Genomic DNA, 22,901 nt, shown 5'->3' with positions numbered 1-22,901 from the left:
CACTCCTTAGTCATGACTGTGTATGCTTAGGTTAAAGCACTTTAATCGAACTCAAACTGATAGAGTAGGTCAACGGCGCTATCTACACCAGATACCGCTTCTAAATACAAGTCTTGCATCAATCGGTAACGCACAGTGAACTCACCTAGGGAGTTAAAGATGCCGACACCATATTTCACCTGCAAACCTGGCAGAATATAACCACTCACCGTCACTTGCGAGTCATCGCCCGACCCAGCAGTGTCCAGCTGTAAATCCTGTACGCCAAAGGCTTCACCGATTTCACCAACCACACGCCCACTCTTCGCCAAGCTTAAACCAATTAAGGTAGTCGTCATTGCATTACCACCAGCTTCACCATCAATATCTTGACCACGAAGTAGATAAGAAAGTGCATTGGCTTGGTTCATCGCGGGCTCTGAGAAAATTTCTATACTCGGATCAGATGCTGGGCCCGACACTTGTACCCCCGCAATGACATCATCTTGGGTATTGTCTGGATTACGAATCGCTTTGATAGACAAGTAAGGTTGATCTGGTGGACCATTCATCAGAATCTTACCTTCTTTAATCAATAAGTCCTGACCAAACGAACGATAAGAACCGTCGACAACATTCACTTCACCAACGATGAAAGGACCTTTGTCTTTTTGTGTCACGTTTAGGTTCCCTTTCAACCCACCTTTTAAACCAAAAGCGGCAAGTTGGAAGTCATCACCAATTTTAATGTTGATGTTCGTTTCCACATCAAACGGCATCGCAGCCACATCGTCCACTGGCTGCAAGTTTTTATCGAGAATAACGGTATCACTCGATACGCCTACCGCACTTGGTGGAAGCTCTTCGACGACAATTCTGCCCCATGGCAAATTAATATCACCCTCAATTTTCGCAAGCTGAGGAGTCACATCTATTGTCATGTCAGGCTCCACTTTGATTTTTACCATTGGAGGCACATCAACATTGAGCTCTTTAGCAAATACACGCGCTTTAGTGCGCCAGTTCTGTAAGTCCTGCCAGTCGGCATCACCGGTAACGTTCAACTCACCATCCGGGGTTAAAATTCCGGCATCCAAGTCCGCTTGATGGCCTTTAAAGTTGATGACGACCTGCCCTGAGTTTATATCTATCGGTGTAACTTCACCCTGTAGCTTCATTTGGTCAATCAAGAACTGACCGTTCACCTTCGGATGCATAACGTCACCTGATATCGCTAGGTCAGTATTCATGTTTGCTTTAAACAAGCTGTACTCACCAATCAACGGTGCCAAGAAGTCCAAGTGGAACGTAGAGAGTGAAACCTTACCATCAATAGTGGGCTTTTCAGTCGAGACATTCAGTAAAGAAACCTTACCAGACAAGTCACCGTTATCTTTCACATCAAATAGCCACTCGGCATCAAGCTTGTCTTTCGCTAATGCTGCTTTAAAGTTGAAGCTTTCCCAACCGACTTTAATTGGCTGTTCAAGCGCTTGTTCAACTTGGCCTTTTGGCATATTGACACTTAAGGTTACTTCAGGCTTTTTCTCTGGTGCCCATTTAGCAAAAGCCTGTGCATTAACCGAGCCTTGCAGCTTGGTTTCTGGCGGCAGGAATTGTTTGATTTGGTCAAAATCAAAATCATTGATGGCTAACTTCGCCTGGCCACTCTTACCGACACTAATGTCTTCGGTTAGACATACGCTCGACTCCGCTTGCAACCAACAATGCGCTTGAACGTTCGCGATCTGTTTGTCGATATTGACCTTCACCGCGGTCGATTTTTGCAACGCCCACGGGCCTTGTTGCGAGCTCAGCGTCAAGCGGCGCAGCGCCCCATTCCAAATCATTTCTGGTTTCTGCTGGAATGTCCCTTCAATTTCTAAACTGGTCGACACCAGGTCAGACACTACATCGAGCGTCAGTTGATGCAGTTTTTCATCCCCAGAGACTTCAAGGTCAGCACTATCAACTTTTATGTCGTCATAGGTAATGTTGTTCGCAATTAGGCTTATGTTCGCTTTTGGTGCTGGCAGAGGCTTCACATCCCCCTTTAAGGTGATCGTTTCTACGTTCGCCTGTTGCTGCCAGTTTATCTGATTTAAAGCGAGATCAAGATTGATGTCTGGTTCTTTCAAGCTACCACGTAGTGCGACTTTACCTTGCATTTTACCTGCAAGATCCGGAACACTTTTCGCAAAATCAGGGAAGTTAACCTCAACATCCATCAGAATTTGCTTATCGATCTTACCCTTTGCACTGAGTTGGTTTGGACCATGAGAAAGCGCTAAACCCTGAGTGGTAAGTTGGATGTCGTCGCCTTTGCCGTTTTTATCAGACGCTTCAAGTTGCCCTTCAACATTCAGCGGATACCCTCGCAAAATGCCGTCAATGTCTAACTTAGGCAAACTGACTTGCCAACCGCCTTGTTCTGTTAACGACCCCGAAGTCGAAAGGTTACCGCTGATATCCCCTTCAGCTTCTTTCCATTGTAAACCTGGTTGAATGTTTTTCAGGTTCAAGTCAGCTTGCCAGTTGATTGGCGCGGCCCAATTGGCCATGACTTTCCCAGAGAGTTCGCCCCCTAAGGTTTTCACTACAAGGCTTTCGAGGTCAATTTGCTCTAGCGTACCTTTGCCGTTTAGTGCGACATCAACGGCGGGAATATCTTTGCCCGAAGCTTTGGTTTCTAATGCGACTTCGTAGCCATCAAGTGAGCCTTTTGCCGCCAAGCTTGGTACAGAAACCTGGTAATCGCTTTGTCCAAATAGCGGCCATTGCGCCTGTACATTTTTAATCGCGACATCAAACGGCAACTGTGTTTTAAGCGGTTGAATATCACCTTTGATCTCCGCTTGTACAAGCTCAGAAAGCGTAGCATTTAGTGACAAATCACCAACCGAACCCGAGACCGAAAGCGACAGTTTTTGTCCCTTCGCATCCGCTTGCTTCACTAACGCGTCCAATTGCGCTTTGATAGGGTAATCAGAAGAAAGCGTCACTTGTGTGCTCAACTTGCCTTCCACTTCTGGCATGTCGAGCTCTAACGTTTTGACATCAACACGTTCACCGCCTGCTCTTGCAACCAAACCAAGATGATTGACGATCACTGGCGTTTCACCCGCCAGTTTGAAATTGTGAATATCAAGACGACGCGCTTCAACCGTCAGTGGAATCCATACTTCGGGTAACACAATATCTTGCGGCGTAACGTCAGTTTCTTTCGGCTCCTCGGCAGCCGCTTCAGGTTTAGCCTCACTTGGTGCTAAAGCCACATTAATGTCTTTCAACGCGGTAGGTGCGATCACCAAACGATCGCCCTGCATCGACAAAGCGGTCGAGAATGTTTGCCAATCAATTTGATTGCCCAGCACATTGACATTGATATCATTAAAGCTGACTTTATTAACAAAAATTGGCACTGGCGTACTGATAGAACGCAGTGGTGGTGTTTCCTCTTGCTCCTCGCTTGCTGGCGGTAGCTCAGGCATCTTAAAGTCAAGCCCCTGCAGTCTTAACTCATCGACACAAACCTTAGGGTCAAAGAAACAGCGGAAGTTCACTGCCAAAGCTAAACGCTCGACTTTGGCGTCGATATTCAAAGACTCATCGACAAAACTGATGTTATGCAGTTCGAAGCGAGGAAACAATGAACCCTGCACTTTTTCAATCTGCAATTGTGGTAATGCTTTTTCAGCTCCCCACAAAGCAAATTTGAGGCCTGGGTGGGTAAACAAAACTGTCGCGACAATAATGATGAGCAACAGCAATAGACCAATCAAACTGAGCGACAGCCATTTGGTCCACTTAAACATCATTTTGATCATAGCTCAGGCCCCAATGAGAAGTGGATACGAAACTCTCGTTCTGGTTTTGCATCCAACCCCCATGCAAAATCAAAACTAACAGGGCCCACCGGAGACGCCCAGCGGATACCAACACCAGCACCTGATTTCCAATCTGGTGTTTCATTAAACGCATCACCAATATCGTAAAACGTTGCAGCCCACCAGTTTCCATAAACACGATATTGGTATTCTAATGTACTGCTAACAATGTATTTACCACCCGTCAAAGCACCACTCTCATCCACAGGTGAAATAGATTCATAGCCGTAACCACGAATATTATTGTCACCACCTGCGAAGAAACGCAGCGACGGTGATAGCTTTTCAAGTTCATCGGTAATATTCGCACCACCTTCTAAGCGGAACAAACCACGATGATTCTCTCCAATACCACGAATCCAAGAAGTCGAGCCAATTAAGCGGAGCACTCTAGTTTCAGAAAGCATAGCGGTATCACCATACTCAACAGTGATGCTTTGCTTGTCTCCCCACATTGGCATATTGCCCCCTCGAACCCTAGTCCGAGAAAATGTCGCACCTGGAAGTACGAAGTTGAATTCATCATCTTGTAAACCTTGCGTAAAGCTCTCGTACAAATGACGAACATAAACGGTATTATGCCAACCACCGTCTGCTAACCAATGACGTTCCACTGCAAGGTTAGACTCGATACTCTGCGTGTCACGGTTGTCTAGGTTTTTAAGCCCATATTGAACTTGATAATAATCGTTAGCGACATCTTCTAAAGGAATTTTGTAAGAAGCAGTCACGGTTTGCTCTGGCTTAGATAGGGATAAAGCAGTGTTGAAACTGTGTCCTCGGGAGCTCACCCAAGGTTTCTTCCACTTCAACGTTCCTCGAACGCCGACATCCGTTGAGTAACCAATACCCGTCTCGATCTGATTCTTCGAAGCAGGAGATAAAGACACTTTAATTGGCAAGTCTCGGCCATCATCAAGCCTATCCAATTCAGGCTCAACAAAAACTGAGGAAAACCACTCCGTATTTGATAGCTTCTGGTTAAACTCGCCCAGCTTCGAAACGTTGTATGGGTCCCCTTCTTTAAAAGGTTGTAGTGATGCGACACGGTCTTCCCAGATGTGGTTGCCAATAAAAGAAACGTCGCCAAAATTGAAACGTATTCCACTGCTGTAGTGCAAACGGACATTAGCTTCGTTCAGATCAGGGATAACCTCTAATCGACTTAGCGTAAACTCACCATTGAAGTAACCACGCTGAAGCGCCAAGTTACGAATGCCTGACTTAAGGGTGTCGTATTGGCCTTGATTCAAAACTTGGCCAACTTTGAGCGGAGAGCGCTCAATAAGTTTTGCAAACTCTTCATCGTCCTTGGCCTCTCCAGTGATGACCACATCCATGACTTTCACTTTCACTGGCAAGCCCGGCTTGATGAGCACAATTAACTCATCATTCGCTTCAGGAATAGAGTATGAAATTTTTGCATGATAATACCCAAGCGCGTTAAGCGCTTCAGTGATACTTTGATCTAATCTCGCTTGAAAACGCAGAGAAGTGGAGTAATCCTTCTCTGGAATAGATGATAGATACGCACTGACATTCTCTTCTAAAGCGCCATCAATGCCTTTCAAAGTCAAAGAAACATCGGCATAGGCACCATGAGAAAAGGCAAACAGGCCAACAATGGTGGGGAGAGCTTTTTTTATCATGCTTTTATGGCTGAATGAGGTTAAGTAAACGTAAATAATGATAACGCCAATTAGATTCTAAGTCTGTAATATTAATAGGTTTAACGCGGTCTATGTCATCACAGCATCAGATACAGACGAAATGAAAAAGTTCGCAAATTTAAGACACGTATTGAAGGACAAATACCATGCTCAACAAACAAACATTGATCAGTATAGAAGATGCCTTGCCAGGTAGAGATCAACCAATGCAGATTGACGATCATCATTTTGTAAATAAATCTAACCTAAAGGCGCCTCTTGCGTCACACCAACAGCAGATTTTGCTCGGAATGGGCTGTTTTTGGGGCGCTGAGCGCGTATTTTGGCAACTCGACGGCGTTGTATCTACTTCGGTCGGTTACGCTGGGGGGTACACACCCAATCCCACCTATGAAGAGGTCTGTACAGGTAAAACGGGTCATACAGAAGTCGTACGAGTCGTTTTCGATGAACGCGTCATCTCATTAGAAAAGCTACTGGCTGTTTTTTGGGAAAAACACGACCCAACTCAGGGAATGCGTCAAGGTAACGACTTAGGTACTCAATATCGTTCTGCAATTTACACTTATTCGACGGAGCAGCTCGAGAGCGCAGAGAAATCGAAACTCTTGTATCAGCAAGCACTACAAGAAGAGCAGCGCGCGAACATCACCACCGAAATACAACCAGCAGGTCCGTATTACTTTGCGGAAACCTACCACCAGCAATATTTGGCGAAAAACCCTGATGGTTACTGTGGTATCGGAGGAACGGGAGTTTGCTTCCCACCAAGCCTCCAAGGATAAACCTAGCCAGCAACAAAAAGAGCGACCGATATGGTCGCTCTTTTCTAAATCTAAGTGGGTACCAAGCTAACTAAGCCGATAATGATGCTATCACTTGGTTGACTTCTTTAAAGATGGTGAGCCTTTTATGATCGTTGACGTCAGGTAGTAACACTTTGCCATTGTCGAACTGAAAACAACCAACCCCAACAATAAAAAATTGACCTTTGAACAACGTTTTAACAAAACGGGCCACTTGTAATGGTCGATATACAGCAAACTCACGTAGCATAACTCACCTCAATTCCTTTGAGAAAACACGGATTGCTTATTTTTCCTCTGCAATCTTAATGCGCAATTTGCGACGGAAATCATTTTAGCAAATTCTAAATATAACGCAAGATTACACCACTCCATACGTTAAATAAATGTTATCAACGGTCCTACAAATTTCTAAGATCTGGATATATACTGGAAGCTTCCAAACCTCGTACGGAATATAACAATATGAAAACTAAGACTCTCCTACCTCTACTACTGGCCTTAACGCCAAGCTTGACCTTTGCACACAACTTGTCAGTAGGAAAAAGCGTTCCTCCTGTCAATGTTGCCGCTTACGGCGAGATTGTTTTACAAGGCGAAGGCGTTGCATACCAACCCTGGGCAACTCAACATATGCAAGGCAAAGTTCGTGTTATTCAAGCCATCGCAGGCCGTAGCAGTTCAAAAGAGATGAATGCCCCTTTAATGTCGGCAATAACAGCGGCAAATTTTCCACAAGAAAGCTACCAGACGACGACTATCATCAACCAAGATGATGCAATTTGGGGGACAGGCTCTTTCGTGAAGTCTTCAGCTCAAGACAGCAAAAAAGAGTTTCCTTGGTCATCCATGGTTCTTGATGAAAATGGCGTAGTTGCTAATACTTGGGACCTGAAAGAAGAAAGCTCGGCCATTATTGTTCAAGACAAAACGGGCAAAGTTCTGTTTGTCAAAGAGGGCGCACTTGAGCAAGATGAGATAACAAAAGTCATTGAGCTTATTAAACAGAACATCTAGCTTCATTGAATGGCTCCTTGTTCTTGTTGTAAGGAGCTATATGAATTTGATTAGAAGCATGGGCAGTGACAACTCTGCTCTTTATAAGTGCGACACTTCCACAGAGAGTATTACCAATATTTTTCGGCACGTATGTGTGGAGTTAAATTTTTCTGCTAGCCAACAAAAGAGTGAACTTTTATTCATTATGGGTGTTATATTATAACAGTCGGTAAGAGGAGCTCAGATGTACCACCACCAGCAAAAAACACTAAGATATTGGTATCGCACTGCTTTATTTTTCAGTGTTGCGTTGCTGATCGCTTGGAACTTTGCGGTTGTACTCCATCAAGTCGATCTGACGCCCGACCATCATACCCATCATCATTGCCAATTATTTTCTGGTGTTCAGCACGGTATAGCAAAGGTACAACCTACCCTCTCTACACCGACTTTTACGCGCGCCCAGCATCATCATGTTTTTTTGCATCTCGTGTACGGCGAAGAAGTTCTTGGCGCTGCTCGTGCCCCTCCTTATTTTGCTTAATTTCCAAACTATTCCACACTCAAAATTATTGAGTTCATTCCCGCACCTAGTGTGTCAGGGAACAATAACTTAGTGAAACTCGAATCTGAGCAATACCGCCTTTGGTTAATGCCAGTAAAATTAGGAAAAATACAATGTCATCAAAACACGTTTTAGCCCTTGCTATTGGCCTCACTTTATCGACAGCAGCGAATGCAAACGAATACCGCCAGCATGGTGCTCATGTGCATGGTCACGTCGAGTTTAATATCGCCCAAGATGGCAAAGATCTGTTAGTAGAGATCACAGCTCCTGGAGCTGATGTTGTGGGTTTCGAACATGCTCCAGAAAACGCACAACAAGAGCAAGCGCTTAAACAAGCCGTCGCTACACTCGAAGACAGCAACGCATTGTTCGCTATTAACTCACAAGCTGATTGTAGTGTTGAAGAAGCTTACGTGAGCCACAACCTAAGCGAAACTCATGAGGAACATGATCATAGTGAGCACGACCATGATGACCATGCACATCACGATCATGAAGGGCACGAACACCATGATCATAATGAACATCATGATAAACATGACCACCATGACGCTCATGATGAAGCGCACGATCATGGCGGTCACGGTGAATTTTCGGTGCAATATCGCTTCAGTTGCGAACAAGTTAATCAGCTTAGCCAAATCCAAACCGATTGGTTTAACCAATTCCCAACTACAGAGTCCATCAGCGTCAATATATTCACTGATACCATGCAATCAGCAATTAAATTAAGCAAAGATAACACCCAAATCGTAATCAAATAACACGAGTGGCGTGTAAGTACCCACTTACACGCCACAGCTTTGGTGATTTAATATGACTGAAACCACACCAAATGTTGTCGAGCTAGAGGATGCCCAATTTTTCTGGCCCGGTTCAACCAACGCAACCATCCACATTCCCAAATTACACATTACACAAGGCGAGCATGTGTTTATCAAAGGTCCAAGTGGCTGCGGTAAATCGACCTTGCTCGCTTTGTTGACGGGGATTAACACATTAACTTCAGGCTCTCTATCTGTACTCGATACTGACCTTGCTAGTTTAAGTGCCAGTCAGAGAGACCGCTTTCGCGCCAATCATATTGGCTACATCTTTCAACAGTTCAATTTATTGCCGTACCTTAACGTACTTGAAAACGTATTATTGCCATGTCAGTTCAGTAAAATACGACGTGACCGTGCCCATTTAGGTGCCTCATCTCAAACGTTAAATGAACAGGCTCAGGCCCTACTAGAACGACTGCACTTGCCAAACGAGCTTCATACACGCCCTGTCTCTGAATTGAGTATTGGTCAACAACAACGTGTGGCTGCGGCTCGAGCTCTGATAGGACATCCAGAGTTAGTGATCGCTGACGAACCAACCTCAGCTTTAGACTATGACAATCGTAAAGCATTTATTGAGCTCCTTATGGAGCAAGCGAATCAAGCTAATGCCACACTGGTATTCGTTAGCCACGACCCAACACTCGAACCCTTATTCGATCGCACGCTCAATCTACCCGACATTAATCAAGTATCTAGCCTAGGAGCCATATCATGAGTGCTGTTGTAAAGCTCGCCTGGAAAAGCTTGATGAACCGCAAAGCGACGGCAATTCTAACCATCATGACCGTTGCGATTTCAGTGGTACTCCTATTGGGCGTCGAGCGTATCCGAACTCAAGCCAAGGATAGCTTCGCCAATACAATTTCAGGCACTGACCTCATTATTGGTGGACGCTCTGGGCAAGTGAACCTATTGCTCTATTCTGTGTTTCGTATTGGTAATGCGACCAACAACATCGATTGGAAAAGCTACCAAGAGTTTGCCAATCATCGTTCAGTCGATTGGGCTATTCCAATCTCGCTTGGCGACTCGCATAAAGGCTTCCGAGTTATGGGAACCAATCACAGTTACTTTGAGCATTACAAGTTTGGAAGTAAGCAACCACTAACATTTAGCAAGGGCAGAGAATTCAATGGTTTATTTGAAACCGTGCTAGGTTCTGATGTCGCTAAACAACTTGGTTATGATATCGGTAGCGAAATCATCATTGCCCACGGCATTAGCGACGTTGGCTTTAGCCGTCATGACAATCTGCCATTTAAAGTTGTCGGTATCCTTGCACCTACAGGAACACCAGTCGACAAAACCGTCCATGTATCACTAGAAGCAATCGAAGCCATTCACGTCGGATGGGAAAGTGGTGCGCGTTTGGGCCCGACACCCAAGGCACAAGATCTCAAAAACAGAGACTTTCAGCCCAAACAAATTACCGCTATGCTCGTTGGTTTGAAATCTCGTATTCAAACTTTCGCCCTGCAAAGACAAATTAACACCTACCCCAAAGAGCCGCTTAGCGCCATTATGCCCGGCGTTGCGTTGCATGAGTTATGGGGAATGATGTCTGTTGCAGAGCAAGCCCTAATGGCAGTATCTGGTTTTGTCGTGATTGCAGGGTTGTTAGGTATGTTAAGCAGTCTATTAACTAGCCTACAGGAACGCCGCCGTGAAATGGCGATTTTGCGTGCCATGGGAGCAAGGCCTCGTCATGTTTTCTCACTCTTAATTAGTGAAGCCAGCTTGCTTACTGCTGCTGGTATTATTACTGGCGTTACTGGGCTGTATGCTATTCTTGCTATCGCGCAGCCGATCATCCAACAGCACTATGGAATACATCTCACCTTAAGCATCTTATCTACTTATGAGTGGATGCTATTAGGTTTCGTACAATGCGCTGGTATTGTGATTGGTTTCATTCCCGCACTCCGCGCCTACCGACAGTCACTGAGTGACGGAATGACAATAAGGATTTAATAAAATGTGGAAAAAAATTCTCGCAAGTTGCTTGCTGGTCGTCGCATTCACAGCGCCTGTTATGGCCAGCGAAGAACCATTGAAGCTTGACTGGATTGACCTTGTTCCAGAAAAAGAGCGTAAATTATTCGACAGTATAGGCATGCCCGTATCTGATCACAGTGGTGGCGCAGCCCAGCAGTCCAAGATTGGTAACGTTCGACCAGAACTGAACGGAAGCCAAGTTAAAATTCCAGGGTTTGTTATCCCACTTGAAGGTGATGCCGATACCGTCACCGAATTTTTATTGGTGCCATATTTTGGAGCTTGTATTCACGTGCCACCACCGCCTCCAAACCAGATCATTTACGTGAAGTTTCCGAAAGGCGCGCCTGTTCAAGAGTTGTGGGATGTCATATATGTGGTTGGAACGTTGAAAACCGAGACGATAAACCACGAACTGGCAGAAACGGCTTACGTTATTGAGGGATCAGAAATAGAAGCCTACGACGATATGTAATTTAAGTCGTCGATAAGCCTCGCTACACCTAAGGCGTCACACTGGCGCCTTTTTTAGCTTTGTGCTACACGATATAACGAGATAAATACGCTAATACGCCCACATAAATAACCAAAAGAAACGCTATCGACAGGTGCTTTTTGAGTTTACCTGCTTCTGAGAACTTCATAGCCCCTCCAAAATAACGATAACAATTTTAACAACTCATTATCATTTTGAATAGCCCTATTCGTTCAAAAACTGAGAACTCCTGTCTGGTCGCTTGGTCAGATAAGGTGTAAATTTAAACGTGCGAACCGCGCAGTTCTTGGTAGGAAAACGAATGGCAGACCCGACAAAGCAACCTGTTGTCATCGAACATCAGTCAGACACAAAAAAAAATACGCAACAAGAAAAGAAACAAGGCTACATAAAAGACAGTGCTAGTAAGGTAAAAACCATAGCCCAAATACACGGTCTTGACGCCTTACTGCAAACCGAACCGCCGGCCAAGTCTGCGTTTGAAAGAGCCCAATTGCGAGAGCAAAGACGCCAAGAACAGCGACAAAAAAACTTAGAACAGATTTTAAAATTAGCGCACAGTTCATGCCGAGATGAGACAGCGGGAGAGCCAGACCAAGATTGGTTGCATCGATTTTTTGAGATGGCTCAAGACATCCATAACAGCGCGATGCAAAAGCTATGGGCTCAAGTGATGAAGCGTGAAGTGACCAATCCGGGTTCAACGTCCATGAAAGCGTTGAAAACCCTCAAGGATATGTCACCAAAGGAAGCACAAACTCTGCAAAGAGCCGCCTCTTTAGCGTGCAGTTTTGGAGGGGATCACAGCAGAAAACTGCTGATTGGTTACAAAGCGCAAGGAGGCATATTTAGCTTCGGCAAGCGAGACGTCGCCAACAGCCTAAATATGGGAAGTTTTCAACTGCCGTATTCAAGCTTGTTGCTCTTAATTGAATTAGGGCTGCTGCACAGTGCCGAACTTGAATCTGGCGAAATTAGTATCGAGACACCGTTGGTCCTCACCTACCAAGGTAAAAACTTGTCGCTGCACGTAAACAGTAAAGGTGTCCGCCTTTTATATTACCGCTTCACACCCACAGGCAATGAGCTCTGCACCTTGCTCGGAAACAAACCACATGCCGAATACTACGAGCAAATGCTTGTACTGTTAAATCATAGATTTAGTGTCCATAGTGAAGCTAAAAGTACGGTTCATCATACTGTCTAGCCAGTTGGAGAAGCATTTGACCACCTATGATCCAAATACTTCTCCAGCCGCTCAAAGAGCTTTAGGTCACCTATGATCTAAATGATTTTTATCGGATCACACCGCGTTGTTTAAGATCGATTAAGCACAAATCCACCAGCTCATCGACACTCTTTTCTCCCGCGGGCAAATCGATTTCAGGGTTCTCTGGCGCTTGATATTCCGAATCAATACCAGTGAAATTAGGAATCTCTCCCGCACGGGCTTTACGGTATAAACCCTTAGGATCTCGACCTTCGCAAACCTCTAGAGATGCATTGACATACACTTCGATAAACTCGCCTTCTGGCAATAAATCGCGCACTAACTTCCGCTCTGCACGATGCGGTGAAATAAACGCCGACAGAACAATTAAACCCGCATCTGCCATCAACTTCGCCAGTTCACCAATGCGACGAATGTTCTCGCGACGGTCCTGTTCAGAAAAACCTAAATCGCTACACAAACCATGTCGTACATTGTCACCATCCAATAAATAGGTGTGGTAACCCAATGCTGCAAGGCGATTTTCCAACGCCCCTGCTACGGTTGATTTACCCGCTCCAGATAAGCCGGTAAACCACAATACGGCAGGTTTTTGCTTCTTTAATTCAGCACGAAACTGTTTATCAACCGAATGCTGGTGCCAAACAATGTTTTCATCTTTTACCGTCGTTTCGGCAGTCATAACGTATCCTTGTAAATATCGGAATTAAAACGGGAAAAAGACCGGGATCAAAGTAAGTACTAATACAGAGTACACAATCGAAATTGGCACTCCAATTCTCACGTAGTCGGTCAATTTGTAATTTCCTACGCTGTACACCAGCAGGTTAGTTTGGTAACCGTAGGGAGAGATAAAGCTCGCACTCGCGCCGAACAAAACCGCCATGATGAATGGCATCGGATCCACGCCATAACCCACCGCCATGCTATAGCCGATAGGAAAAGAAAGCGCAGCCGCGGCATTGTTTGTCACCAATTCAGTGAGTACCAATGTCATGATATAAGTCGCAACCAAGGCACCAAATACTCCCCAGCCATTAAACGCTTCAATAAACATCACTCCCATTCGTTCTGACAATCCAGAAGAGATCATCAGTTGAGCAATAGACAAAGCGGAACCGACAATCACGACGATATCGATCGGAAAACGGCGGCGCAGTTCTGAAATCTGCACAATACCAAACGCAATAAGCGCGATAAGGTACGCAGCTAGACCTTTAATAATCGGCACTAACTCTAATAGAGCGCATCCAATTACGGCTGCAAAGCCCAGTAATACAATGGAAGACTTATTCGTATCAAGCCGAGCGCTAGAGTCCAAGTCATGCACTAAAACAAACTCTTTACGATGAGCTCGGCGTTCAGACTCAAAACGCTTTCCTGGAACCAGAACTAACGTGTCTCCTGGCGCTAAGGTAATACTACCCAAGCCACCTTCTAGGCGTTCGTGGCCTCGGCGAATCGCCACAACAACGGCATCGAATCGGTCGCGGAATCGGCTCTCTTTGAGGGTTTTGTAGCAAAATGTCGCCGACGAGCTCACCACAACTTCGATAAAGTTTTGCCCATTTAAGTGCTGCTGACCAAACAACTTGAGGCCCGGAATTTCTTGCAGGGTCGCGACGCTCTCAACATCGCCACAAAATAACAGGCGGTCTTTTGCGTTGAGCACAAAATCCGGTCCCACAGAAGAAACAGTAACACCATCGCGCACCACTTCTGCAAGAAACAGTTTGCGCAGCGCACGTAAATTATTCTCGCTGATCGTACGCCCAACTAGCGGTGAGCCAGGCTCAACGCGAGACTCAAGAAAGTAAGGTAAATCTTCTTGGTTTTGATCATCATAATTCGGTAGCAAGTAGCTCAGTGGAATAAGAATCAGCATCCCTCCCACCAGCACAGCCAAACCTATCATCGTAGGTGTAAAAAAGCTCAGGCTCGGTAAGCCTGCGTCTTCGACAAAGCTGTTGATGATTAAGTTAGTCGACGTACCAATCAAAGTTAATGTGCCACCAAAAATGGCGGCGTAAGACAAGGGGATAAGTAATTTCGAAGGTGCATGCTGCTGATTACGCTTAATCGCCCCAATCAATGAAACAACCACAGCGGTATTATTCGTAAATGAAGAGAGCAAGGCTGTCGATACGCCGAGCTTAGCAATCACGCTACCTAACTGGCCCTCAGAGATACTTCGGCTCACCCAACTGATCAGCAGTGTTTTTTCTAGAGCACAGGATGCAAGAATCAATAGAACCAGGGTTAACAATGAAGAGTTGGTAAAATTGGATGCGATAGTGGCTGAATCCATCATCCCAGCCATGAATGCAATAAAAGCGGCACCCGCAAAGACATAACTAGGCTTAATTTTCGTGACAAGCAAGCAAGTGATAATGCCAAGCAAAATCGCTAACACAAACCCTTGTTCCCACATAGCCTTTCCTTACCAAATAGCCCTAAAGGGCACAACAACGACTCATTTATCCATGAATCACCGACAAACGAGCAAACAGACAAAAATCAGCGCAAGCGAAAAGAACATCAGAATGCTCGGTTTCTTGGGCTCCACCGAAGCATTCTGGTATTAGGAGAATACCTAACGACATTTCGCAATTCAGTTAGGTAGCGACACCCCAAGTACAACAGCAAACAGTGCCTGAAATTATCGTACTTGGGTGAGCCAGTTACTTTTTCAGAAACTGGCTGACGTCTTTTGCTTCCCAGTGTGGGAAGTGTTTACGGACAAGCGCATTAAGCTCAACTTCAAACGCAGAGATGTCCGTCAAATCGCGCTCAACCACGGCGAGGCTCTCTTTAACCATGCCGGCACCAACCGTCACGTTTGTCAGACGATCGATAATGATAAAGCCACCGGTATCTGCACAGTCTTGATAATTGTCCAGCGCGACTGACTCATTAAGAGACCATTCACACAAACCAATACCATTCAATGGCAGCTCTGCCGAGCTATGAGTCGAGAGATTATTAATGTCATATTGATGACGAATCGCTTCAACATGACCTACGGTTTTCTTACCTGCGATTTTGATGTCATAGTCACGACCCGGTTGCAGGGGTTGCTCTGTCATCCATACCACATCGGCAAGCAAATGGTTTGTTGTTTCCACTTGAGCATTATCTAGAACAATCAAATCGCCACGGCTAATATCGATCTCATCGCTTAGCGTCAGAGTGACAGCTAATCCGGCACGAGCTTCTTCGATATCACCATCAAATGTCACAATACGTGCCACAGTTGACGTTTTACCCGATGGCAATGCTTTAATGGCATCACCGACTTTGATCGAACCAGAAGAAATGGTCCCCGCAAAACCACGGAAATCGAGGTTAGGACGATTAACGTATTGCACAGGGAAGCGGAATTCACCCGCGCCTTTTTCTTGATCCACATCGACCGTTTCAAGAAGCTCAAGCAATGATGGGCCTTTAAACCAAGTCAGGTTTTGGCCTTTATCCACCACATTGTCCCCTTCAAGCGCTGAGATCGGGATGATTTGAATATCAATATCCCCTGTCAGATTCTCAGAGAACTTCAAATACTCGTCGCGGATCTCTTCAAAGCGCTCTTGCGAGTAATCCACTAAGTCCATCTTGTTGATCGCCACAACAAAGTGCTTCAAGCCCAACAGGTTGGAAATGAAAGAGTGACGACGAGTTTGATCGAGAATGCCCTTACGTGCATCAACCAGAATCACAGCTAAGTCACATGTCGATGCACCTGTAGCCATGTTACGTGTGTACTGCTCGTGTCCAGGAGTATCTGCAATGATGAATTTACGTTTCTGCGTCGAGAAATAGCGGTAAGCCACATCAATCGTGATCCCCTGCTCACGCTCAGCTTGTAAGCCATCGACCAACAACGCAAGGTCAGGCTTTTCACCCGTGGTACCCACACGTTGGCTGTCTGAGTGCACTGCCGCTAGCTGATCTTCATAAATTTGTTTTGAGTCATGGAGTAAGCGACCGATTAATGTACTTTTACCGTCATCCACCGAGCCACAAGTCAAGAATCTAAGTAACGACTTGTACTGGTGTTGTGTTAAATAGCCTTCGATACCAAGCTCGGCTAATTGAGCTTCAACTGCACTGTTCATTATCTTTCCTTAGATCCTTTAGAAGTAACCTTGACGTTTCTTAAGCTCCATCGATCCTGACTGATCGTGGTCGATCGCTCGGCCTTGGCGCTCACTCGACGTTGCCACCAGCATCTCTTCGATAATGCCAGTTAAAGTGTTTGCTTCAGACTCGATGGCCCCGGTCAATGGATAACAACCAAGGGTACGGAAGCGCACACTCTTCTCTTCAATCACTTCACCCGGTTGAAGCTCCATACGATCATCATCAACCATGATCAGCATGCCATCGCGTTCAACAACTGGGCGTTTGTCCGCGAGGTAAAGCGGCACGATCTCGATGTTTTCTAAATAGATGTATTGCCAGATATCAAGCTCAGTCCAGTTAGACAGTGGGAATACACGAATGCTCTCACCCTTATTGACCTGACCGTTGTACGTCTTCCATAGCTCAGGACGTTGGTTTTTAGGGTCCCATGTATGGTTCTTATCGCGGAATGAATACACGCGCTCTTTCGCCCGTGATTTCTCTTCGTCGCGGCGCGCACCACCAAAGGCCGCATCAAAACCGTACTTGTTCAGCGCTTGTTTTAAGCCTTGAGTCTTCATGATGTCAGTGTGCTTAGAAGAACCATGAACAAACGGACTACAGCCCATGGCTAGACCTTCTGGATTCTTATGTACCAAAAGCTCAAAACCGTATTTGGCCGCGGTGCGATCACGAAATTCAATCATCTCGCGGAACTTCCAATCGGTGTCGACATGCAGCAATGGAAATGGAATCTTACCTGGGTAAAAAGCTTTACGCGCTAGGTGCAGCATCACTGATGAGTCTTTACCAATCGAATACATCATGACTGGGTTATCAAACTCAGCCGCAACTTCGCGGATAATATGGATACTCTCCGCTTCGAGTTGTTTAAGGTGAGTTAAACGTTGTTGGTCCATGTTTTGTATTTCCTTTTTAAGCTTGAAGGCGCATTACGTCTCTAATCTTTGGTCTGAAATTATATGGAGTTGGCAATAGCACTTTTGTTGAATTCAGTACTAGACAAAAACCAGTCTAACTTTTGAGACAGTCGCACTACCTCTCCGACAACAATCAAAGATGGCGACTGTGCTTCCTTCGATAAATCAGAGAGTTGGGAGAGTTCTCCCGTAAATACTTTTTGTTGAATCTGCGTGCCACGCTCAATAATGGCAATCGGAGTCGACGCTGAACGACCATGCTTAATGAGTTGATTCTGAATATAGTGTGATTTCATCAGCCCCATGTAGATCACTAAAGTCTGATTCCCACGCGCCAACGTGGACCAATCCATCTCATCACTTTCTTCTTTCAAGTGGCCAGTCACAAAGATGGCTGATTGCGCATAATCACGATGAGTCAGTGGAATACCAGCATAAGCGGTTGCGCCAGCTGCTGCGGTAATGCCAGGGACAACTTGAAAACGAACGCCGGCATCAGCAAGCACTTCTAACTCTTCACCACCACGACCGAATACAAACGGATCCCCACCTTTAATGCGCACTACTTTGTAGCCCTGCTTGGCAAAATCCACCAAAAGCTGATTCGTCTTCTCCTGCGGCACACTGTGATGCCCAGCTCGCTTCCCAACGCACACCAAAATCGTATCGCTTGGAATCAATGCCATGATTTCTTCAGACACCAAGTAGTCGTACAAAACCACGTCAGCTTGCTGCAAGCAGTTCAGTGCTTTCACCGTCAGAAGTTCAGGATCGCCTGGTCCTGCACCGACTAAGGCGACTTCACCAGGCTGTAGCGATTGCTTTGCAAAACGAGTAACACCAGCGACTGGGTTGTCAGAAACTAACCGGGGCTTTGGTTTAGGAAAAGAAGTGACTGAATCGTTCGTTGCCATGTGCTTGCTCATCGTCCATTGATATCGTTATGCAAGCATTATGGCGGGGCGTTTATATTACCTGAAATTCTAAAATTTCATTTTTTATTCAAAAATCTGCTAAGAAGTTTTTGTTTGGTCTCATTCAAAAGCGTGAAAAAGTCGGCGGTTAATATGAATAAGGTTCAGTAAACTGATTAATGTTCACAGTTTTCTGTATCTTTATCATCGAGTTGCATCTGTGTTTGATACATTACGCAGTGCGATTTCCCCTTATCATTGAATTGGAGCACCAAATGAAAGTGGCAGTTCATCCTATTTCCCTCGCAGTATTAAGTGGCATGCTAACGCTTGCTGGCCCAACAATGGCCGATACCATCAAGCTTCGTATTATCGAAACCACCGACATTCACACCAACGTGATGGATTACGATTACTACAAAGACCAACCATCACAGCAAATCGGTTTAAGTCGCGCAGCGACAATAGTGAAACAAGCTAAGTCCGAGACAGAAAACACGGTACTAGTAGATAACGGTGATTTAATTCAGGGCAGCCCAATGGGCGATTACATGGCGGCGAAAGGGATTAACGCTGGCGAAATCCACCCGGTATACAAAGCGATGAACCAGTTGGATTACGATGTGGGTAACATTGGTAACCACGAATTCAACTACGGCCTTGAGTTCCTGAAAAACTCTATCGACGGTGCGAACTTCCCTTATGTTAGTGCTAACGTTTTCGACAAGAAGACAGGCGAGCACTACTTCAAACCTTATCTAATTAAAACGCACACGTTCAAAGACACTGATGGTCAAAGCCACGAAATCAAAGTGGGTTACATCGGCTTCGTCCCGCCACAAATCATGGTATGGGATAAGAAGAATCTAGAAGGAAAAGTCTTCGCTGAAGACATCACTGAGACAGCGAAAAAGCTGGTTCCTCAGATGAAGAAAGAAGGCGCAGACGTTATTGTGGCGATTCCACACTCGGGCATTTCTACTGATCCATACAAACTAGGCGCTGAAAACTCTGTTTACTACCTCACAGAAGTTGAAGGTATTGATGCGATTGCTTTTGGTCACTCTCACGCCGTCTTCCCAGGGAAAGACTTCGCAAACCTACCTGGTGTTGATATAGATAAAGGGACCATCAATGGTGTGACGTCAGTGATGCCTGGTCGCTGGGGAAGTCATGTAGGTGTGATGGATTTGATGCTGAAAGAGAAAGACGGCAGATGGCAAGTCGTCGAAGGCCAAGCAGAAGCACGCCCTATCTTCGATAAAGTAAATAAGAAGTCATTAGCTAAAGCCGATGCAGATATTGTGAAAGCGTTAGAAGAAGATCACAAAGGCACTCGTGAATTTGTAAACCAACCAATCGGCAAAGCAAGTGATGTCATGTACAGCTTCTTGGCATTAGTGCAGGACGACCCCACCATTCAAATCGTTAACCTTGCTCAGAAAGACTACGTAGAAGGCTTTATTCAAGGCGACCCAGACCTTTCTGACATTCCAGTACTGAGTGCGGCAGCACCATTTAAAGTCGGCGGTCGTAAGAACGATCCGAATAACTTTACAGAAGTAGAATCCGGTCAGCTCACCTTCCGTAATGCGGCCGATCTTTACTTATATCCAAACACCTTGGTTGCGATGAAAGTGAAAGGTAAAGAAGTTCGCGAATGGCTAGAGTGCAGTGCGGGTCAATTCAACCACATCGACATCAACAATCCTAAACCGCAATCTTTGATTGATTGGGATAATTTCCGTACTTACAACTTCGATGTTATTGATGGGGTTAACTACCAAATCGACGTTACCCAACCGCCGAAGTACGATGCGGATTGTAAAGTGATTAATCCAGATTCTCAGCGCATTGTGAATCTGACGTTCAATGGTAAGCCTGTCAATCCGAAGCAAGATTTCATCATCGCAACCAATAACTACCGTGCATATAGCAATACTTTCCCTGGTACAGGCCCAGATTTCATTGCATTTGACGCACCAGATGAAAACCGCTCTGTCGTCGCCACTTATATTTCTCGCGTGAGTGAAGAAAAAGGAGAAGTGACACCAAGCGCTGACAACAACTGGTCTTTCGCACCGATTAAGTCCGATAACAAGCTAGATATTCGTTTCGAAACCTCCCCTAGCGATAAAGCGGCGCAGTTCATCAAAGAGAAAGGACAATACCCAATGAAACGCGTGTCAACAGACGACATTGGTTTCGCAATTTATCAAATCGATCTGAATAAATAAGGTTGATTTGACAACAACACTAAGCGGCTCTCATGAGCCGCTTTTTTGTTACCAATAAAACCCGTTAAAATAAAGAAAACCGTTTCTGAGTTATCACATGCACAGCGATCTTTTTTCAGACTTAGTCAAACATGGCTTTTTAGAGACAGAAGCAAACCAACTTATTGAAAATGGTGAGTTACTCGAACTGCCTACACGCCACATTCTTAATCACCAAGGGGAGTTTAGCTCACACCTTTACTTCATCATTGAGGGGTTATGCCACGCAAGCTATCTTACTGAGCACGGCAAAGAATTCAGTAAAGAATTTTATTGGGAGAAGGACTGGGTTATCGGGTTTGAGAGCATAATAAAGGACCAACCTTCGCCTTACTTATTGGAAACGCTGAGCGCTTGTCAGCTATTTTGCTTGCCAATTGAAACGTTGCATCACTGGCGAGCAGAAAAGCACGCCATTTACTTAAAGCTACTCGAAAACCAACTGGTTAATAAAGAGAACAAAGAACGCTTTATGTTGCTCTACTCTCCAGAAGAACGATATCAATTATTTTGCGCTCATTACCCAGATTTAAAGCAACGTATTACCGATAGTCAAATTGCGGCCTACCTGGGCATTACACCAATCAGTTTGAGTCGAATCAAAGCACGCTTAACCAAAGATCACACTCTCAAATAAACTCAAAAAAGAAAAAAGCTCTTCAAACGAAGAGCTTTTTCTCTGCTATTTGAGCTATTTAAGAATTCGCGCCCGGAACTGGCGCCCTTTCATCTTGCCGTTACTAATGGTTTGTAGAGCCTTTTTAGCCACAGACTTTTCGACGGCAACATAAGCGCGCACAGGGAACAGATGGATCTTTCCGACTTGAGAGCCTGGAATACCATTTTTTCCTGTCAGACAACCTAAAATATCACCCGGTCGTACTTTCTGTTTCTTACCGCCATCAATGTTAATCGTCACCATCTTCGCTTGGTATGGCTGCTGATTTGATTTGGCAGGCAATGTTGCTGGTACCACGTCCATCTCTAGGTATTCTTCAATACGAGCTACACGTAAACCGTCTTTCTCACCAAAAAAGCTAAACGCTAAACCTTTACTACCCGCACGACCTGTACGACCAATACGGTGCACATGAACCTCAGGATCGCGCGATAGCTCAAAGTTAAAGACAGCATCAAGATTATCAACGTCCAAACCACGCGCTGCAACGTCTGTTGCAACAAGGATAGACACACTCTTGTTAGCAAACTGCACCAATGCTTGGTCGCGTTCACGCTGCTCTAAGTCCCCGTGGATATCGATAACGCTGAATCCTTTGTGATGCAACTCATCTGCGACACTTTGCACTTCTTTTTTGGTATTACAAAAAACAACCGCGGACTCTGGTTGGTGAGTCAGCAGCAAATTCGCCAATGCTTCATCACGCGCTTCCGAGCCTTCAACTTTATAGAAGTACTGCGCAATGCTTGAAGTATCATGCGTCGATTCCACCTTAATCACTTCCGGTGTCTGCATTATACGCTGCGCAATTTGCTCAATTTTTTCTGGAAAAGTAGCACTGAAAAGTAGAGTTTGACGCTGCTTTGGCGCTGCATCGATGATTGCATCTAATGCGTCTTGGAAACCCATGTCCAACATGCGATCAGCTTCATCTAGCACCAAGGTATTCAGTTCGCTAAGATCAATTCGGCCTTTTTCAAGGTGATCCAAAATACGACCAGGAGTACCAACTAGGATATGCGCACCATGCTCTAACGAACCAATTTGTGGCCCCATTGGCATCCCACCGCAGAGAGTAAGCACTTTAATATTATGAATGCCGCGACCTAAAGTACGAATTTCCTTCGCTACTTGATCTGCAAGCTCACGTGTTGGACACAATACTAATGACTGGACACGAAAGCGTTTGACGTTGAGGTTCGATAAAACCCCTAAACCAAATGCAGCGGTTTTACCTGAGCCCGTTTTACCCTGCCCGATGACATCACGATGTTTTAGGATTGCAGGCAAGCTCAAAGCTTGAATTGGCGTCATGTGGGTATAGTTCAGGGAATCAAGTGTGGCGAGTAACGCTGGGTTAAGCCCAACTTGATCGAATGTTTGTTTGCTCACGGGGATATCCTCAGGTGAGATGGAAAGAGGGCACATTATCACCAGATTTGGTGGGAAAACCAGTGCTAATTAACCTTTGTTAATGAGTATGAGCTCAAAACAAAGTAAAGTCAGTCACT

At 45.2% G+C, this 22,901-nt stretch carries 19 protein-coding genes; 10 read left to right on the top strand and 9 right to left on the bottom strand.

Features of this window, described 5'->3' with window-relative positions; genetic code table 11:
• Nucleotides 1-41: 41 nt before the first annotated feature.
• Both R7Z50_RS18860 and R7Z50_RS18855 read right to left on the bottom strand, forming a co-directional pair.
• Nucleotides 42-3,806 (bottom strand): translocation/assembly module TamB domain-containing protein, encoded by a 3,765-nt coding sequence (locus R7Z50_RS18860; RefSeq protein ID WP_318149201.1) that lies wholly within the window; start codon nucleotides 3,804-3,806, stop codon nucleotides 42-44.
• On the bottom strand, nucleotides 3,803-5,515 hold the full coding sequence (locus R7Z50_RS18855) for an autotransporter assembly complex protein TamA (protein ID WP_222716782.1): 1,713 nt from the start codon (nucleotides 5,513-5,515) through the stop codon (nucleotides 3,803-3,805). The genes R7Z50_RS18860 and R7Z50_RS18855 overlap by 4 nt, the downstream gene beginning before the upstream one ends.
• Before the next feature lie 167 nt (nucleotides 5,516-5,682).
• Between R7Z50_RS18855 and msrA the strand changes: the two genes are divergently transcribed.
• Nucleotides 5,683-6,321 carry a peptide-methionine (S)-S-oxide reductase MsrA gene (msrA, locus tag R7Z50_RS18850; RefSeq protein WP_005379620.1) on the top strand — a complete coding sequence of 213 codons (639 nt, stop codon included), beginning with the start codon at nucleotides 5,683-5,685 and terminating at the stop codon, nucleotides 6,319-6,321.
• Between the two features lie 70 nt (nucleotides 6,322-6,391).
• Here the strand turns inward: msrA and R7Z50_RS18845 are convergent, their stop codons facing one another.
• Nucleotides 6,392-6,592 carry a DUF1107 domain-containing protein gene (locus tag R7Z50_RS18845; RefSeq protein WP_005379612.1) on the bottom strand — a complete coding sequence of 67 codons (201 nt, stop codon included), beginning with the start codon at nucleotides 6,590-6,592 and terminating at the stop codon, nucleotides 6,392-6,394.
• 215 nt (nucleotides 6,593-6,807) lie between these two features.
• Here R7Z50_RS18845 and R7Z50_RS18840 point away from each other — a divergent pair, with 215 nt between their 5' ends.
• From R7Z50_RS18840 to R7Z50_RS18810, 7 genes are all read left to right on the top strand, one after another.
• Entirely contained in the window at nucleotides 6,808-7,359 is a 552-nt protein-coding gene (locus R7Z50_RS18840) for a YtfJ family protein (RefSeq protein WP_005383122.1), read from the top strand.
• 226 nt (nucleotides 7,360-7,585) lie between these two features.
• Entirely contained in the window at nucleotides 7,586-7,885 is a 300-nt protein-coding gene (locus R7Z50_RS18835; RefSeq protein WP_005379608.1) for a DUF2607 family protein, read from the top strand.
• Nucleotides 7,886-8,019: 134 nt separating this feature from the next.
• Entirely contained in the window at nucleotides 8,020-8,673 is a 654-nt protein-coding gene (gene zrgA / locus R7Z50_RS18830) for a zinc uptake protein ZrgA (RefSeq protein WP_054576634.1), read from the top strand.
• 52 nt (nucleotides 8,674-8,725) lie between these two features.
• Complete coding sequence (locus R7Z50_RS18825; RefSeq protein ID WP_042522447.1) at nucleotides 8,726-9,454, top strand: ABC transporter ATP-binding protein; 729 nt, start codon at nucleotides 8,726-8,728, stop codon at nucleotides 9,452-9,454.
• Nucleotides 9,451-10,710 (top strand): ABC transporter permease, encoded by a 1,260-nt coding sequence (locus R7Z50_RS18820; protein WP_005379602.1) that lies wholly within the window; start codon nucleotides 9,451-9,453, stop codon nucleotides 10,708-10,710. The genes R7Z50_RS18825 and R7Z50_RS18820 overlap by 4 nt, the downstream gene beginning before the upstream one ends.
• 4 nt (nucleotides 10,711-10,714) lie before the next feature.
• The gene (locus R7Z50_RS18815; RefSeq protein WP_318149200.1) at nucleotides 10,715-11,209 is read left to right on the top strand and encodes a DUF3299 domain-containing protein; all 495 of its coding nucleotides are present in this window, start codon (nucleotides 10,715-10,717) and stop codon (nucleotides 11,207-11,209) included.
• Nucleotides 11,210-11,531: 322 nt separating this feature from the next.
• Nucleotides 11,532-12,437: a TIGR03899 family protein gene (locus R7Z50_RS18810; protein WP_318149199.1), complete on the top strand. Its 906-nt coding sequence runs from the start codon at nucleotides 11,532-11,534 to the stop codon at nucleotides 12,435-12,437.
• 88 nt (nucleotides 12,438-12,525) lie between these two features.
• Here the strand turns inward: R7Z50_RS18810 and cysC are convergent, their stop codons facing one another.
• From cysC to cobA, 5 genes are all read right to left on the bottom strand, one after another.
• Nucleotides 12,526-13,143 carry an adenylyl-sulfate kinase gene (cysC, locus tag R7Z50_RS18805; protein WP_005379598.1) on the bottom strand — a complete coding sequence of 206 codons (618 nt, stop codon included), beginning with the start codon at nucleotides 13,141-13,143 and terminating at the stop codon, nucleotides 12,526-12,528.
• A gap of 24 nt (nucleotides 13,144-13,167) precedes the next feature.
• Nucleotides 13,168-14,892 carry an SLC13 family permease gene (locus R7Z50_RS18800; RefSeq protein WP_005379596.1) on the bottom strand — a complete coding sequence of 575 codons (1,725 nt, stop codon included), beginning with the start codon at nucleotides 14,890-14,892 and terminating at the stop codon, nucleotides 13,168-13,170.
• 250 nt (nucleotides 14,893-15,142) lie between these two features.
• Nucleotides 15,143-16,573, bottom strand: coding sequence for a sulfate adenylyltransferase subunit CysN (cysN, locus tag R7Z50_RS18795; protein ID WP_017633444.1), 1,431 nt, complete (start codon nucleotides 16,571-16,573; stop codon nucleotides 15,143-15,145).
• 18 nt (nucleotides 16,574-16,591) lie between these two features.
• Nucleotides 16,592-17,500, bottom strand: a complete 909-nt coding sequence (gene cysD, locus R7Z50_RS18790; protein ID WP_005379592.1) for a sulfate adenylyltransferase subunit CysD — start codon at nucleotides 17,498-17,500, stop codon at nucleotides 16,592-16,594.
• A gap of 59 nt (nucleotides 17,501-17,559) precedes the next feature.
• Nucleotides 17,560-18,435: a uroporphyrinogen-III C-methyltransferase gene (gene cobA / locus R7Z50_RS18785; RefSeq protein WP_031780800.1), complete on the bottom strand. Its 876-nt coding sequence runs from the start codon at nucleotides 18,433-18,435 to the stop codon at nucleotides 17,560-17,562.
• 275 nt (nucleotides 18,436-18,710) lie between these two features.
• On the opposite strand from cobA, the gene cpdB reads away from it, so the two are divergent.
• Together cpdB and R7Z50_RS18775 are read left to right on the top strand one after the other, a co-directional pair.
• Complete coding sequence (cpdB, locus tag R7Z50_RS18780; protein ID WP_318149198.1) at nucleotides 18,711-20,672, top strand: 2',3'-cyclic-nucleotide 2'-phosphodiesterase; 1,962 nt, start codon at nucleotides 18,711-18,713, stop codon at nucleotides 20,670-20,672.
• Between the two features lie 97 nt (nucleotides 20,673-20,769).
• Complete coding sequence (locus R7Z50_RS18775) at nucleotides 20,770-21,348, top strand: Crp/Fnr family transcriptional regulator (RefSeq protein WP_017820293.1); 579 nt, start codon at nucleotides 20,770-20,772, stop codon at nucleotides 21,346-21,348.
• 54 nt (nucleotides 21,349-21,402) lie between these two features.
• On the opposite strand, the gene dbpA is transcribed toward R7Z50_RS18775, so the two are convergent.
• On the bottom strand, nucleotides 21,403-22,782 hold the full coding sequence (dbpA, locus tag R7Z50_RS18770; RefSeq protein WP_005379583.1) for an ATP-dependent RNA helicase DbpA: 1,380 nt from the start codon (nucleotides 22,780-22,782) through the stop codon (nucleotides 21,403-21,405).
• Between the last annotated feature and the right edge of the window lie 119 nt (nucleotides 22,783-22,901).

Source organism: Vibrio sp. 1249-1, from assembly GCF_033340495.1.
This window is presented reverse-complemented; position numbering and strand designations above follow the sequence as displayed.